Origin of the sequence: Shewanella aestuarii (assembly GCF_014647215.1) — a bacterium.
Classification (GTDB): Bacteria; Pseudomonadota; Gammaproteobacteria; order Enterobacterales; family Shewanellaceae; genus Shewanella; species Shewanella aestuarii.
Window position 1 is genome coordinate 376,362 of record NZ_BMOT01000001.1, and the last position, 15,659, is coordinate 392,020.

General features: G+C 40.8%; 9 protein-coding genes. 3 read left to right on the top strand and 6 right to left on the bottom strand.

Going from position 1 to position 15,659, the window contains the following annotated elements; genetic code table 11:
- Positions 1–174 precede the first annotated feature (174 nt).
- From trmY to IEY03_RS01740, 6 genes are all read right to left on the bottom strand, one after another.
- On the bottom strand, positions 175–771 hold the full coding sequence (gene trmY / locus IEY03_RS01715; protein WP_188839607.1) for a tRNA (pseudouridine(54)-N(1))-methyltransferase TrmY: 597 nt from the start codon (positions 769–771) through the stop codon (positions 175–177).
- A 322-nt stretch (positions 772–1,093) separates the two neighbouring features.
- Positions 1,094–1,966 (bottom strand): GGDEF domain-containing protein, encoded by an 873-nt coding sequence (locus IEY03_RS01720; protein ID WP_188839608.1) that lies wholly within the window; start codon positions 1,964–1,966, stop codon positions 1,094–1,096.
- A gap of 303 nt (positions 1,967–2,269) precedes the next feature.
- Positions 2,270–4,270, bottom strand: a complete 2,001-nt coding sequence (locus tag IEY03_RS01725) for an alpha-amylase family glycosyl hydrolase (RefSeq protein WP_188839609.1) — start codon at positions 4,268–4,270, stop codon at positions 2,270–2,272.
- Between the two features lie 4 nt (positions 4,271–4,274).
- A complete protein-coding gene (locus IEY03_RS01730) occupies positions 4,275–6,191 on the bottom strand; it encodes a glycoside hydrolase family 13 protein (RefSeq protein ID WP_188839610.1) in 1,917 nt (638 codons plus the stop codon).
- 70 nt (positions 6,192–6,261) lie between these two features.
- On the bottom strand, positions 6,262–7,761 hold the full coding sequence (locus tag IEY03_RS01735; protein WP_188839611.1) for a tryptophan halogenase family protein: 1,500 nt from the start codon (positions 7,759–7,761) through the stop codon (positions 6,262–6,264).
- Between the two features lie 84 nt (positions 7,762–7,845).
- Positions 7,846–10,569 (bottom strand): TonB-dependent receptor, encoded by a 2,724-nt coding sequence (locus tag IEY03_RS01740; RefSeq protein WP_188839612.1) that lies wholly within the window; start codon positions 10,567–10,569, stop codon positions 7,846–7,848.
- 500 nt (positions 10,570–11,069) lie between these two features.
- Here IEY03_RS01740 and IEY03_RS01745 point away from each other — a divergent pair, with 500 nt between their 5' ends.
- The 3 genes from IEY03_RS01745 to IEY03_RS01755 all read left to right on the top strand — a co-directional run bounded on the left by IEY03_RS01745 (position 11,070) and on the right by IEY03_RS01755 (position 15,543).
- The gene (locus IEY03_RS01745) at positions 11,070–12,692 is read left to right on the top strand and encodes an alpha-glucosidase family protein (protein WP_188839613.1); all 1,623 of its coding nucleotides are present in this window, start codon (positions 11,070–11,072) and stop codon (positions 12,690–12,692) included.
- A 79-nt stretch (positions 12,693–12,771) separates the two neighbouring features.
- Complete coding sequence (locus IEY03_RS01750) at positions 12,772–14,040, top strand: sugar MFS transporter (RefSeq protein WP_188839614.1); 1,269 nt, start codon at positions 12,772–12,774, stop codon at positions 14,038–14,040.
- Positions 14,041–14,328: 288 nt separating this feature from the next.
- On the top strand, positions 14,329–15,543 hold the full coding sequence (locus tag IEY03_RS01755) for an RsmB/NOP family class I SAM-dependent RNA methyltransferase (protein WP_188839615.1): 1,215 nt from the start codon (positions 14,329–14,331) through the stop codon (positions 15,541–15,543).
- Positions 15,544–15,659: the final 116 nt, after the last annotated feature.

A 15,659-nucleotide genomic window follows, 5' to 3' on the forward strand; every position in this document is an offset into this window, starting at 1 on the left:
ATCACCAAAGTGAAAAGGCTCTCTTGAACTGTATTTGCTCATTTAGATGGTCAATTTTTCGGATGCTTTGATAAATCAACCGTTTATTAAAGTGCATGTTAAGAAAGAGCCAATCTAAACACAACTGGCTTCAATTCGGTAACACTTAACAGGCTTAATTCCCATCGTCCTAAATTACAATCGCATGTCTAACTCATTGTGAATTAACAACACGCATTGTGATGCAAACAGCATTTTAGGGCCTAAATTGATATGTTGAGTACCAAGACGTTTTAGGCTGTTAAAACTCTTTTTGGGCATAGGAATATGGTCGGTGAGTAAAAAGCAAACATTATGGGCGAACTCCACTTCACGCACTGGAGTGCCTTTTTTCTCTAACATATATAACTGATAATCTTCAGCTAACTCTTGAATTAACTTTTCAAAACTAATTGTACGCACGGTAATGCCAGATTCAACATCACGGGTTTGTTCTTTACTCATGCCTTTTGAGGCATCTAAGGCTTTGGCTATTTTTGCGGTGAGATTTTGTTCGTGAAATCCGCCAATATTGCGTAGCTCATTGGCCGTGAAGCTGATGGTTCGGGAAAAGTCATTGGTACTTTCTAGCACCAAATGTACGATGACATCGTTGCGATATGATTGCGCCACAAAAATGGTGTTCATTAGCACATGGGCTAAAATTTCTGTATGTGCTTCTTGACCAATACCCGCAAGAAAAAGTTTACTGTCGACGGGAGCCGCTCTGGCTCGTAAAACAAAGGCGCGCATGTAAAGTCCTGTTGAAATAAAAACGCAATCCAATTGAGTTCAAGACCAGATGACTTATAAAACATTAGGATACGCGGTATATGTTTTTCACTGAAAGATAATCAATCAACGAATACGTGTGGGATATTATCTCAGTTTTACGTGGGGCTGTAACGCTAATAATCAATTTAATCAGTTAGCAAAACTCTGATAATTTGGACATAGAATATCGCCAACCGCTAAATTCAGTTGTGCCATAACTCAAAAATAATCTGCGAGTTGATCTATGTTTTGCTTAGCTATAGTGCTGACTTGTCTGATGGAACTGACATCTAATGGACCATTATTGTGCTTGGTATAAGACGACACAATTTCGTCCGTTTGCCTTGGCTTGGTAAAGAGCTTGGTCGGCACAGTCAACGTCTTGCTCTAAACAACGAGTGTAATATCCATGGTAAATACCGACACTGACGGTACATATAATCGTTTTGTTATTACATTCAAATGATAGCTGTTGAATATATAGTCTGAGAGCATCGGCAATATTAATGGCTTCATCAGAGGTGACATCAGCTAAGGAGAACAGAAATTCTTCTCCTCCCCAGCGAGCCAATATATCATCGCTACGAGTTTGAGATTTTAAAGCGTTTGCGACAGTAGATAACACTTGATCACCACATGCATGTCCATAATTATCATTAATGGCTTTAAAATGATCAATATCTAATAGCAAAAGAGCTCGGCCTTCACCGTCTTTAGGGGCAAACTCACCAGTAACATTTTCGATGAAAGCACGTCGATTTAACAGACCCGTTAATTGGTCTGTTTCTGCTTTTACTTTTAATTCACTTATAAATTCAGTATGTAAGTTCATCCAGCGGTGGATCCCAATACTGAGTAAAATAAAGCCGAAGGTTTTTAAAAAATCATCAAGATTACTTTCACTGACTGTACTTTGGACAAAAAACTCCTCTGTTAAATCCATAAAAGCAGACATGCTATAAAAAGCCGAACCGCAAAGTAGTAACCAATAGACTTTAGGGAAGATTTTGAGCGGATTGATATAATACATTACCGTAAAACAGGCGATAAACATCAACAATTCTGCGGTTAATTCAACTAAATCTTGCGGCCAAGAAAACGCATAAACATTAAGTTGGTATATAAATGCCAAAAAATAAAGCATTAAAATACTGAATTGAGTTTTATATTTCATCTGCGCCTTACTTTCTAAAACATGCATACTTAGTCGTGAGGAATAGTTAGGTTTGTTGCTATGTAGTTAAGCATAGCAATAATTTGAAAGTTCGCCGTTTTGAAGTCGGTTATACAGGAGTAATTAAGATAAAACGATTAGTGAAAATGCAAACTGATTAGCACCTTAAGCAGGCTGTTGAGATTAAATCCTATCTGAGCTTTTAGCTTATCAGCTGTTTCAGCAAAGAGAGCATTTGAAAACTATCGATATATTCAATAAGCCGTCTAGAGTCATCACATACTGTTGACGGCGTGTTGATTGTTAAGGTGTTAGTTCAAATATGACAGATTGAAGAGGGGATAAGTGTATATTAACCACAGCGCCATGATCTTTTTGAACGACAAAATCAGCTGCTGGTGTTGCTCCATCGAGTAAATTTTTGAGCTTGGCATCAGCTTCAATATTCCAAGTTTTGAGCAAGTCTTTAGGAACATTAAGTGTAAATTGACTGCTATGCAGTGGGCTGAAGTTACTCACAATAATCAGTTTTTGTGCTTCAGAATAACGAGTAAACGCAAACACTTTATCGTTGTAGCCGGCAACATTCATATCACGTTGGTAGCTATCTAACTCTTGATATTCCCCCTTAAGCGCCGGAGCGGTATGACTTAAATTGAGCAGACTTTGGTAATATTGGCGTAATGCCTGTTCTTGTTTTGTAGATTGTCCGCCATCAAACTTGCCGTTATTCATCCAGCGTTGATGTGCAGGCACGCCAATATAATCAAAAATACTGGTACGTGTTGCCTGACCAAATCCTGCATTTTCAACTGCAGCTTCGCCAACATCTTGGCCAAAATACAATAACGTGGGTGAACGACTTAAGGTTGTCGACACCACCATAGCAGGTAATGCCGCTTCAGGGGTGGTTGCAAACTCTTTGGTGTGAATACGTTGTTCATCATGGTTTTCTAAAAAGTGCAGCATATGAGCTTCAATATCAGCAACTTTTTCCTGAACTGTGGCGATTTGAGCGGTACTGGCTTTATCTTGAATAATGGCCTTTAAGGTGTCATATAAATCGACTTTGTCATAAAGGTAATCCATTTTACCCTGTTGAATATATGCCCGATATAAACTGGGGTTGTATACCTCTGCCAATAAAAATGCATCTGGTTTAGTGTGTTTTATTTGGCTGTTTAAGTAACTCCAAAATTCAACCGGTACCATTTCAGCCATATCATACCTAAAACCATCAACCCCTTTTGTTAACCAGTATTGGGTGATGTGGGCAAATTTTTTCCAAGAGTCTGGAATAGTTTGTGTTGGTTGAGATTGCCAAAAAGCATAATGAGCCTCAACAGGTTGAGTATCAAAATGGCTAGGCAGCGCAGGGAAGTCATGGCTGCCGTCTGGTTTAACACCATAATTTATTTTAACCGTTTCATACCAGTCATTTGCATCGGGTTTGGCTAACCGTGAGCCGTTGCCAGTCCATTTTGCCGGAGACTCTGAAAATAACCCATCACTAAGCGGATTGGCTTCACCGTTTAATGGTTGGTAGCCATTGGTTGGATCAGGGACCTGAAAGTCTTCACCAACTACATAGTAAAAATGATTATCTTTGGCGTAAACTTGCGTTTTGTCATCTTGTGCGCCAAAGCCTTCAGCGCCTTCAACTGGCGCTAAAATTTGATAGTTACGCGCTACATGATTTGGCACAATATCAATAATCACTTTCATGCCGTTTTGATGAGTGCGGGCAATTAACGATTCAAATTCCGCTAAGCGGTTGGCCGGATCATCAGCCAAATCAGGGTTAACGTTATAGTAATCTTTAACCGCGTATGGTGAGCCAGCACGGCCTTTAACAACATCAGGGTCGTCATTACTGATCCCTATGTTGCTGTAATCATTGATCAGCGCATGATGGGGTACGCCGGTATACCAAATGTGGGTGGTGCCTAAGGATTTTATATCTTGTAAGGCAACATCGGTAAAATCGCTAAATTTTCCGACACCATTTTCAGTGATTGTGCCCCAGGGCTTATTCAGGGTATTGGTATTACCGTATAAACGGGTAAAAACCTGATAAACCACAGCTTTGTGGGCTAATACCGGGCTTAATGTATTGTCTTGCGCTTTGCTGAGTAACTTTTGTTCATCCCATTTTTGCTCGGCAGAGCGTTGTTCAATGGCAATACTATCCGTATTGGCTTGTTGTATGCTTACAGGCGTTGATTCTGAGCATGCTGATAATGTCAGTAAGCTGGTTATCGTGAGTAAAGATAAAGCACTATGGCTATGTTTAACATTTTTCATCTTATTAGCCTTTGCTGCTTTGTTGAGTGATAGACAAAATGGTGACACCTTTTTGGGTTAACTTAAGCGCTGAACCTAGTGAAAAAGTGTCAGAGGTTAAGATATCTTTTGCCTTGTTAGATGGCTGAATGATTTGATTAAAACGTTGTAAATCTAACTCTAGTGGCTGTTCGTTTTTGTTATAGATAATCATCAGAATTTCATCATCGGTTTGTCTAAATTGCACATAAACCCCATTCTTAGGTGCGAAGTGCTTTAATGTGCCCGCTGAAATCGCTGTGGATTGCTGACGATATTGCAGCAGCGTCTTGGTAAAGCTCAATGCGTCTAATTGCTGTGCGGACATATTTTGCTTATCAAACACATTTACTTCATCGCCTTGCCATCCTCCAGGGAAATCGGCTCTTACCGCACCGTCATTTCTGTCTTTAGTTGGGCTAGTCATTAACACTTCAGTGCCGTAGAAAATCTGCGGAATACGATTACTGGTTAACACATAGGCCATCGCCATTTTGTAAAGGGTGATGTCTTGATTTAATAAGCTAAATAAGCGATTAGTGTCATGATTGCCCTCAAATAATACCAATTGAGTCGGATTGGCATACACAACATCATTAGCTAGCATTTCATACAGAGTAATTAAGCCGCTGCCCCAGTCTTCTTTTTCGTTCAGGCTGGAAATGATTTTTTCATACAAAGGAAAATCCATCATGCTAGGTGAGTACGATTGATAACCATCTTGATTGATTTTTCCTGCTTGCCAATAACTGACGGTAATAGGGTTTGCTGACCACTCCTCACCAACAATATTAAAGTGTGGATATTCAGCCATAATGGCTTGTGACCATTTTGTTAAAAAGGCTTTGTCGGCATAGGAGTAGGTGTCTTCACGAATACCACTGAGTCCAGCATATTCTACCCACCAGATACTATTTTGAATTAAATATGTGGCCAAATATGGGTCACGTTGGTTGAGATCTGGCATAGTGTCGGTGAACCAGCCATTTTCAAATTCAGCGGTATCAATAGCGGCGGCGTAAGGGTCTTGCACTGTCGTTCTTCTGTGGCTTGTATAGGTAATGTTTTTATTGTTTTCTAGCCAGTTTGACTGACCGTTAATCCAGGTCGATGTTGGAAAGCCAAGGCTGTTATCACCTGTCATCCAGTGATGACCCGATCCCATATGGTTAACTACAACGTCTTTTATTACTCCGATCCCGAAACGACTAGCTTCTTCTACCAGAGATTTGTACTCCGCATTACTGCCAAAGCGAGGATCAATTTTATAAAAATTGGTGGTTGAGTAACCATGATAGGAATACCGCCCCTGATTATTTTCAAGGAGTGGATTAATCCAAAGTTGAGTAACCCCTAAATCTTTTAAGTAGGGTAGCGCTTTGCGGATCCCTAAGATATCGCCGCCATGTCGGCCATCTTTATCTTTACGGTTAGCTTCTTCAAGCATATCTGGATGGTTATCATTGTTGGGGTTACCGTTGACAAATCGGTCGGGAGTGATCAGGTAAATCACATCTTTATTATTAAAACCCTGACGATGTTGAGCATCTTTTTGGCGAGCTAAAATGGGATATTCAATTTGTTGTACTAATTGATCTTTATCATAAAGACCAAAGATCAGCGTTTGTGGTCTGGCCTGGGTTAAATCTAGATCGATAAAAAGGTGATGTTGGCTTTGACTCGCATCAAACTTGACCAGGTTTACGCCCGCAGCATTGATTAATTTAACCTCAAATTGGCTGATGTTTTCACCATAGACAAGTAACTGTAACTGGCTATTTTGCATCCCCGCCCACCAAGAGCTAGGCTCAACGTTAAGGGCGTTAATTTGGGCGAAAGAGGGTGAAGATAATAATAAACCAGCGATGAAACTGTAACGCAGCTTAGGAGAGAAAAAGTTCATGGTGTTACCTTGTTTGATAAAATTTGGCGTCGGTAGAGTGAGAAAAACAGATTAATGACGATAAATGCTGTTAAAGCCGTTGAATAAATTGTTCATGCTCGGGCATATTATCAACCGCACGTTTTATTATGGCTTTCACGTTAGCCAGAAATTCGCTGAGTTCCTGAGGTTGAATACTGTTGGCAAGAGGGTTGTGGTCCAAAGGCATAATGCCTTGCCCTAACATCACTTGAACCCAGGCTGCCTCAGTGAACAATTCATCTTGATTGCGAGTGACAGTACCGGTTGCTTTAAATAAATTTATTTTATTTATTAATGATTCGGGGATGTCCATTTCTCGGCACTGTTGCCATAAATCAGCCTGCTCAGTAGAGTCATTACTGCGTTGATTTAAGTGATAGTGCAAAATAATAAAATCGCGGATTTGCTCAAACTCTAATGCCGATTGACGGTTAAATTCATCAATATTTGCTTGCTGGATCCCTTGATGGGGAAATAATTTAGTTAAACGAATGATCGCTGACTGAACAAGATGCAAGCTGGTGGACTCTAGGGGTTCTAAAAATCCGCTTGATAGTCCAATCGCGACACAGTTTTTATGCCATTGCTGTTTACGTCGACCGGTTGTGAATTGTATTTTACGCGGTTCCGTTATCGGTTTAGCGTCTAAATTTTTCAGTAACAGGGCTTTTGCATCGTCATCAGAGATAAATTGACTGCAATAAACCAAGCCATTTCCGGTGCGTTTTTGCAAAGGAATGCGCCATTGCCAACCGGCATTATGGGCAATTGAACGCGTATAAGGGGTGATGTTTTCAACTCTCTCGCATTGCACCGCATAAGCACTGTCGCAAGGTAACCAGTGCTGCCAGTTTTCATAGCCAACCTGTAATTGCTGCTCAATGAGTAGCGCTGCAAAACCAGAACAATCAATAAAAAAATCACCCTTAATACATTGATTATCCGCTAATGTAATCGATTCAATATGACCGTCTTTGCTCAATTGAGTCGATGTAATAAGGCCTTCAATGCGTTTTACTGCTAAGTTTTCACTGTAATTTCTTAATAAATTTGCATAAAGTCCCGCATCAAAGTGATATGCGTGGGTGATCCCCGCAAGTGGCGAGCCAGCAACTGAATCTATGGCATCAAATTTATTGTGTTTAGCGGCTTGATAGTTCAGGGAATATTGCCAAAAATCGCTAGCTTGGTGCGGATTGGATTTTAACCAGTAGTGATGAAATTGGGTGAAGCCAATGTCTTTGCCAATGTTGCCAAAGGCATGCATGTAACTTTGTCCCTGTTTACCCCAATTTTCAAATTCAATGCCGAGTTTAAAGGTTGCTTGGGTTTGTTTGATAAAGTCGGCTTCTTTAATCCCAAGTACGAGATTGAATAATTGTAGCGGTGGGATAGTGGCTTCACCAACACCGATAGTACCGATATCATCTGACTCGACTAAGGTGATATTGAGCTGACTTTTAAAAAGACGGGCTAACATGGCGGCTGCCATCCAGCCTGAAGTGCCACCACCTACAATTACAATGTCTTTTATTTTGTTGTTATTCATAGTAATCGCCTTAAATATTCAATTGCTGCAAAAACTAAAAAAGCCCCTGTAACGGGTTACAGAGGCTTTCTTGTCGCCATTAGATTAGAACTTGTAGTTCGCACCTAACATAAAGTTACGGCCATAGTTTTGATAATCACGTACGTGACGTGCATCATCTCCAGTGTATGACGTAAATGGCTCGTTGGTTAAGTTGTTGACTTGGAATAATACTGATAAACCATATAAGGCATCAATACCACTTTCACTGAAGTCGTAACCGACTTGTGCATCAACAACGGTTTCAGCAGCAACGTTAACATTGACTCGGCTAAGGCTGATCGCAGTGACTTCACCTAAGAACTCACTACGGTAGCGTGAACTCACACGAGCTTCAAAGCCTGAGTTTTCATAGTAAACCGTGGCGTTAAAGGTTTTTTCAGAAAGGCCAGGGAGCGTAGTTGGATCACTGTCTGGGGTTTCTTTGACTTCGGAATCATTATAAGACGCACTCATAACAGTACCAAATCCAGAAAGCACATCAGCAAATAGACCAAAATCTAAAGAGAAAGATGCTTCAACGCCTTGAACATAGCCACCTTCACCATTTTGCGGTTGAGTAACTAAACCTATTGGGTTACCTCCTACGTCAGGGAAGATTTCACCAAAGTTGAATTCAGAACGTTGATCGTAAACATAGTTTTCTAAATCTTTGTAGAAAACAGCGACCGCAAAGTAACCTTGATCACTAAAGTAGTTTTCATAGCTTAAGTCGTATTGACGAGCTAACCATGGACGAAGTTCAGGATTACCCGCACCACCAGACCAGTTAACACCATCATTTGGGTTAGCGTTATAGCTGAAGTTAGCATTGGCATTCATTTTGTCCATGCGTGCACGAGTCAAAGTGCGAGCAGCAGCAAAGCGTAACATTTGACCATCAGCAACTTCTAAACCTAGGTTAAGACTTGGTAACCATTCGGTATAGCTATCACTTGCAGTTCGAGGGGTTTTAACCACAGTTCCTGAGTCGGCAGTAGCAACTGTGCCATTTGAGCTCTGATCTGTCATGACGGCTTGTAAACCAAGATTACCTGATAGTGGTAAATCGAACAATTCAGACTCTACATTGGCTTTTACAAATGCAGTGGTCACATCTTCAGCAACTTGCCAAGAGTTAGTAGCACGACTTAAGTCAACGGTATCAGCGTTTGTTTCGGTGTAATTGCCATCATTATAAAATGCTAGAGAATCATAACTTAGCATGTTACCCATACCGAAAAAATCCAGTGAGGTAGGTGCTAAAAGGTACTCATCTGGCACGGTTTGCATGTCAGGGTAGTCTTTTAGTGTGAGGTAAAAGCCGTTATCTTGCTTAGTCTTTTCACGTTCTGTGTAGTTAACACCAAACTCGACACTGCGAACATCACCCTCATCAAAGATATATTCGGCAGCAAGTTTAACTGATTTTAAATCATCTTCAATTTCAGGCTTGTTGATAAAACCATCTTGGCTATCCGGTCCTACAGGGTTGCCCCAGCTAAACGGACCACCTAATTTAATTACATTTGGATCTGAATAATCTAGGTTGTGCGATAGGTGGTAACTGCCATCACCATCATATTCAAAGCCAAGTTGATCGACTGCACCGTTACCATTACCACGACCTGTACCACTGTAACTTTCCATACCAATGTCGGTTCTGTCTGATTTTGACATGGCAATATCAGCTTCTACAGCCCAATTATTATTCACTTGGAACTTGTTATTCCAACCTACAGATAATGACTCTGCATCACGGGTATTAACATCGTTACGAACCACTACAGCGGCATCATTGATGGTACCTTTGGTCACTAAACCATCTTGGGTTTCTAATGCCGTTATTCCTGAGTTACCCCAACCAGCGCCCCATTGACCAGGAATTTCAATACCGCGTAAGCGTTGATCATCAAAAAACTTGGTATAAAAAATATCAACAGTCGAATTGAAAAAATCATTAGGTGCAAATTCAATAACCCCAAGGAAACCATCACGCTCTAGTTCAGAAGAACGCACGAAAGGCTTAGCACCACCTAATACAAATGGGTTATCTGGATTGTAATCCAATTCTGGATAGCCCCATGCTTGCCAACGCTCCTCTTGGTTTGGCGACACCATACGAGAATAACCAAGGGCAATACCAATAGTGTCATCGGCAAATTGGTCGATATAGGAAATACTACCGCGGTAACCTTTATCATCAGATCCACTGTTAAGTGCACCTAGATCGTTCATTTCACCACGAAGACCCACAGCAAATGTTTGCTCGCCATGTGCTAGTGGGCTGATAGTTTGCATATCAACTGTGCCGCCGATAGCTTGCGCCATAACCGAGGCATCAGGCGTTTTGTATACAACAACACGGTTTAATAATTCAGAAGGGTATTGGTCAAATTCAACACCGCGGTTATCGTTAACAGAGGTTTGTTCACGTCCATTTAAAGTGGCAGTAGTAAAGTCTGGTCCTAAGCCACGAATAGAAATAACGTTGGCTCGTCCATCTAGACGCTGCGCAGCAACACCGGGTAAGCGAGCGAGTGACTCGGCAATTGATACATCGGGTAACTTACCAATGTCTTCAGCAGAAATAGCTTCAACGATTGAAGATGAAGACATTTTGAGTGATTGTGATTCTTGTAAACTGCGGCGAATACCAGTGACTTGAATGACTTCAATATTTTCATCTGCAGTGGCGGTGGTGGTAGCATCGTCAGCAGCATAAGCACTTATACTTGCACCTGCAGCAGCTAACGCTAATGTGAGTAGGCTCGGTTTAAAAAGCAACATTCATCTTTCCCCTTTTGTGAATGCTTAACCTTGATATGTCCAGATCAAGTATTAGCAATCCTTATGATTTTGGTAACAGTCTTTATTGTGTTTTTTGTATCAGCTGTCTTAATTGACTGCATAAGCGCTGAAGTTATGACCAAATTGTTGCACAACAGTGACGATACTACTCCTAGGATTGTTTTGCCGACAATATTATGCATACGTATTCAAAAGTATGGCACATTATTTTTGGGTGTTTTTTTACATTTTATTAACTTGCTTTAGGTGTCGGTATTATTGGTTATGTCATTGTATAAATTAGTTATTAACTTAAATTCGCTAAGATGTTTTGATAACAAAATTAATGCATACGTATGCAGGTGTATTGAACCTGATTTCAAAATTCACGTATCCTCGTTGCAACAACAAAATACTGATGACGCGTTAACGCGTTGCAACATGTGTTTAACAGCTTAGGTTTGTCTTACCAGTGTTGAGCATCATTTAGAGGGAATGTAATGGGTCAAGTAACCTGGTGGCGCGGCGGTATCATTTACCAAGTTTATCCACGCAGTTTGATGGATTCGAACGATGATGGAGTGGGTGACTTACAAGGGATCATTGCCAAACTTGATTACATTTCAAGTCTAAATGTAGATGCAATTTGGATTTCACCTTTCTTTAAATCACCGATGAAAGATTTTGGTTACGATATTAGCGACTATCGCGATATTGACCCGATGTTTGGCACCATGGCAGATTTTGATGAGCTTATTACTAAAGCACACAGCTTAAATATTAAGATCATAATCGATCAGGTGCTGAGCCATACTTCTGACCAACATGCTTGGTTTCAAGAGAGTCGTCAAAATCGAACCAATTCGAAAGCTGACTGGTATGTCTGGGCAGATCCTAAAGATGATGGCAGTGCTCCGAACAACTGGTTAGCCATTTTTGGTGGTTGTGCATGGGAATGGGAACCTAGGCGTCAGCAATACTATTTACACAACTTTTTAAAAAGCCAACCCGATCTAAATTTCCATTGCGATGATCTGCGCCAAGCTGTATTGGACAATGTTGAGTTTTGGCTGAAAAAAGGTGTAGATGGCTTTAGGCTAGATGCGATTACCTTTTGTTATCATGATGAACTATTACGTGATAACCCGGCTAAACCCAAAGGTCAACGTCAGGGACGGGGTTTTAGTGAAGACAATCCTTATGCCTATCAATACCATTACTATAATAATACTCGCCCACAAACGGTTGGGTTTATTGAAGAGTTGCGAGCATTAATTAATCGCTATCCTGGTGCTGTCACCTTAGGTGAAGTGTCATCTGAAGATTCACTTGCAACCATGGCTGAATATACTCAAGGCGACGATCGTTTGCATATGGCTTATAGTTTTGAGCTGCTAACCGATGATTTCAGTGCTGCATATATTCGTCAAACTGTAGAAGAATTAGAAGCCAGTATTGGCAACGGCTGGCCATGTTGGGCTATCGGTAATCATGATGTGCAGCGTGTTGTGACGCGTTGGGGAAAGGGGGAATCGAATCCTGATTTAGTTAAAATGCTTAACGGCATGTTGTTTTCATTACGCGGCAGTGTTTGTAGCTATCAGGGCGAAGAATTGGGCTTAACTGAAGCTCCAATTGAATTTGAACAGCTTCAAGATCCCTTTGGCATTGCATTCTGGCCGATGTTCAAAGGCCGTGATGGCTGTCGCACGCCAATGCCTTGGTCAAAAGATGCTATTCAGGCAGGTTTTTCGAACGTCGCACCATGGTTACCCATTCCATCCGCGCATGCTGAAAACGCGGTTGACGCCCAAGAGCATAATGCTCAGTCAACATTGAATAGTTATCGCCGTTTTCTAGCATGGCGAAAACAACAACCTGTGTTGGTTAGTGGCGATATTCGCTTTGTCGAGGCGAATGTTTCGATACTCGCTTTTGAACGTGAGTTGGCAGGAAACAAAATGTTAGTTTTGTTTAACCTTTCAGAACAAAGCACTTCATTTGATTTTGATGGATATCAATTGAATGCAGAGTTAAACGAGCATGGATTGTTAGCGGGTAAGCTTGTTGGCAACACTATCGAGCTTCCACCATTTGCCAGTTATTTTGCTAATATCAAATAAATTGCAAACGCCGATATCAAAGATATCGGCGTTTGTTTTTCACCTTTTTAATAACAATAATGAATAAAGGAATCTATTTATGGCGCTATCAGCACCCGCTAATACCTCTACCGTATCATCCGATGGTAATAACAATTACCGTTTTGCGCTGGTATCGCTCACCTCGTTATTTTTTATGTGGGGATTTATCACCTGCTTAAATGATATTTTAATTCCACACTTAAAATCGGTATTTTCGCTCAGCTACACAGAAGCAATGTTAATTCAGTTTTGCTTTTTTGGTGCTTATTTTTTAGTGTCGCTTCCAGCGGGTACTCTAGTTAAAAAGCTAGGCTATCAAAAGGGGATTGTCACTGGATTAGCGATTGCCAGTTTAGGATGTGCCTTATTCTATCCTGCAGCGGATTTTGCTGTTTATGGCTTATTTTTAGCCGCGTTATTTGTGCTTGCTTCAGGTATCACCATTTTACAAGTTGCTGCTAATCCTTATGTGAATGCCCTAGGGAGTGTAGAAACAGCATCAAGCCGTCTTAATTTAACTCAAGCATTTAATGCCTTAGGTACAACAGTCGCTCCATTTTTTGGTGCTGTGCTGATTTTATCGGTTGCATCAGGTGCAACAGCTGAATTATCCCATGCGCAAGCTGAGGCGGATGTGGTTAAATTACCTTATTTGCTATTGTCTGGCATGCTGGCACTACTAGCAGTGATATTTTCTAAATTATCATTACCCAAAATTGTTGAGCATACTGAATCAATCGATGTTTCGGGCACAATAAACCATAATGGAAAAACCAGTGCCATGCAGTCAATGCACCTTGTTTTAGGGGCTGTTGGTATTTTTGTTTATGTCGGTGCTGAAGTGTCGATAGGTAGTTTTTTAGTCAGTTTCTTGGGTGAAGAAAGTATCGCAGGTCTTAAAGAGGCTGATGCAGCTAATTATATTGCCTATTACTGGGGCGGAGCAATGGTAGGAAGGTTTATTGGCTCTGCCGTTATGCAGAAAATTCCAGCTGGTTCAGTATTAGCTTTTAATGCCTTTATGGCTTCATTGCTGGTGTTAGTGGCAATGAATACCCAAGGTGTAATTGCCATGTGGGCTATTTTGGCAGTGGGACTATTTAACTCCATTATGTTCCCCACCATATTTAGCTTAGCACTGCGTGACTTAGGTCCGCACACTTCGCAGGGATCAGGCGTTTTATGTTTGGCTATTGTTGGTGGCGCGATAGTGCCTTTACTTCAGGGCGTGATGGCTGACAACATGGGCTTACAACCGGCATTTATTTTACCAGTATTATGCTATGCCTTTATATTATTCTACGGTGTTAAAGGCGCTAAGATGTAAACATAAAGCACTGATTAACAGAATTAGCTTTGTTAAAGCGGCCTTATCGGTCGCTTTTTTCATTGCTATCATTGCTGTTAATACCTATGATCGGCGCAAATATTCTATTGGCATTCATTATCTAGTGATTTCACTTAGCCAAAGCCTTTGTTAATGACAAAGCCCACACAGGTGACAAGCGAGCCTTAAGTTGCTTCACCCAACTGTGCAGGTAAATCATTAACGGCCTAATAATGACCGTCTATGGTTATACGTTGTTTTTAATCTTGTTTCTAAATTGAGAGTGTTATGCTGACTTTTCCTTTATCTGGTAGTTCTTCTGAGCTGGTTTTAAATGTATTAACTATGGTGTTAAGCCAGGGAAAACCTTTGGACCGAGCCTATTCGCATAACTTTTCCGGTTTAAAACTCGAGCCTTCAGAACAAGCGAGAATAACCCTTGTCGCGGGTGATATTTTACGTCGTTTGAATCTTTATTGTTTCATTGTCGATATTGAACAAGATGAATTTGATCGCTTAGGGTCAAAACTACTAAATGGCTGGCATTTATTTCATGGACTTGAGTTACCTAAAATGCAGTATTCATTGCAAGTTGATGAAAAGCTACTGAAACAAAAAATCGAATTGGCTAAAACAATGCCTACTTTATGGGATGGCTGCCCTGAATGGTTAGATATTTTAGGTCAAGCACAGCTTGGTGATAAATGGCCTGCAGAGCGAGTTGCACTGACACACATTCCTCGTCGGTTTATTCGCGTTAATGAATTAAAAACAAACCGTGAAAAACTGATGGCAAGCTTAGCTAAAGAAGGTGTAGAAACCCAAATAGTGGACTCTGTCGACAGTGCCCTTGAAGTCACTTCGAATTCTGCATTATTTAGAACCGATTGCTTTCAAAAAGGATTTTTTGAACAACAGGATGCGGGATCGCAATTAGTTGCCGCAGCTGTTGATGCTCGACCTGGAATGCGCGTCGTAGATGCCTGTGCAGGCGCGGGCGGCAAAACGTTACATATTGCTGCACAGATGGAAGGTAAAGGGCGATTATTGGCGATGGATATCGAACAGTGGAAACTAGATAACCTGAAAACTCGTGCCAAAAGAGCAGGAGCCCATAATGTTGAAACCCGTATTATTGCTAGTTCAAAAACAATTAAACGTTTAAAGCTTACAGCCGATCGCGTATTGCTTGATGTGCCATGTTCTGGTTTAGGAGTGTTAAAACGTAATCCCGATTCCAAATGGCGCGATACAGCTGAACGCTTACCTGTTTTGATCGAATTGCAAAAGCAGATTATTGATAGTTACAGCCGCATGGTGAAAGTAGGTGGGATGCTCATTTATGCGACTTGCTCAATTATGCCTGATGAAAACCGTAAGCAAGTAGATCGATTTTTAGCCGATAATCCACATTTTAGCTTTATTGAAGACGAAACAATTCTAGTGTCAGAACACGGATTTGATGGCTTCTATCTTGCTAAAATGATTAGAACTGCGGAATAACCATTAAAAATCAATCATAATCAACGGCATTATGGTGCATAATTGTTAACGTGGTGTTTGGGTTTGGTAACTAATGTTTGATAAACTACACTAATACACATAATCTAAAAGACATG

What these genes read in the sequence shown, in the direction of transcription:
- trmY (WP_188839607.1), bottom strand. Translation starts at nt 771, where the DNA reads ATGCGCGCCTTTGTTTTACGAGCCAGAGCGGCTCCCGTCGACAGTAAA.
- IEY03_RS01720 (WP_188839608.1), bottom strand. Translation starts at nt 1,966, where the DNA reads ATGAAATATAAAACTCAATTCAGTATTTTAATGCTTTATTTTTTGGCA.
- IEY03_RS01725 (WP_188839609.1), bottom strand. Translation starts at nt 4,270, where the DNA reads ATGAAAAATGTTAAACATAGCCATAGTGCTTTATCTTTACTCACGATA.
- IEY03_RS01730 (WP_188839610.1), bottom strand. Translation starts at nt 6,191, where the DNA reads ATGAACTTTTTCTCTCCTAAGCTGCGTTACAGTTTCATCGCTGGTTTA.
- IEY03_RS01735 (WP_188839611.1), bottom strand. Translation starts at nt 7,761, where the DNA reads ATGAATAACAACAAAATAAAAGACATTGTAATTGTAGGTGGTGGCACT.
- IEY03_RS01740 (WP_188839612.1), bottom strand. Translation starts at nt 10,569, where the DNA reads ATGTTGCTTTTTAAACCGAGCCTACTCACATTAGCGTTAGCTGCTGCA.
- IEY03_RS01745 (WP_188839613.1), top strand. Translation starts at nt 11,070, where the DNA reads ATGGGTCAAGTAACCTGGTGGCGCGGCGGTATCATTTACCAAGTTTAT.
- IEY03_RS01750 (WP_188839614.1), top strand. Translation starts at nt 12,772, where the DNA reads ATGGCGCTATCAGCACCCGCTAATACCTCTACCGTATCATCCGATGGT.
- IEY03_RS01755 (WP_188839615.1), top strand. Translation starts at nt 14,329, where the DNA reads ATGCTGACTTTTCCTTTATCTGGTAGTTCTTCTGAGCTGGTTTTAAAT.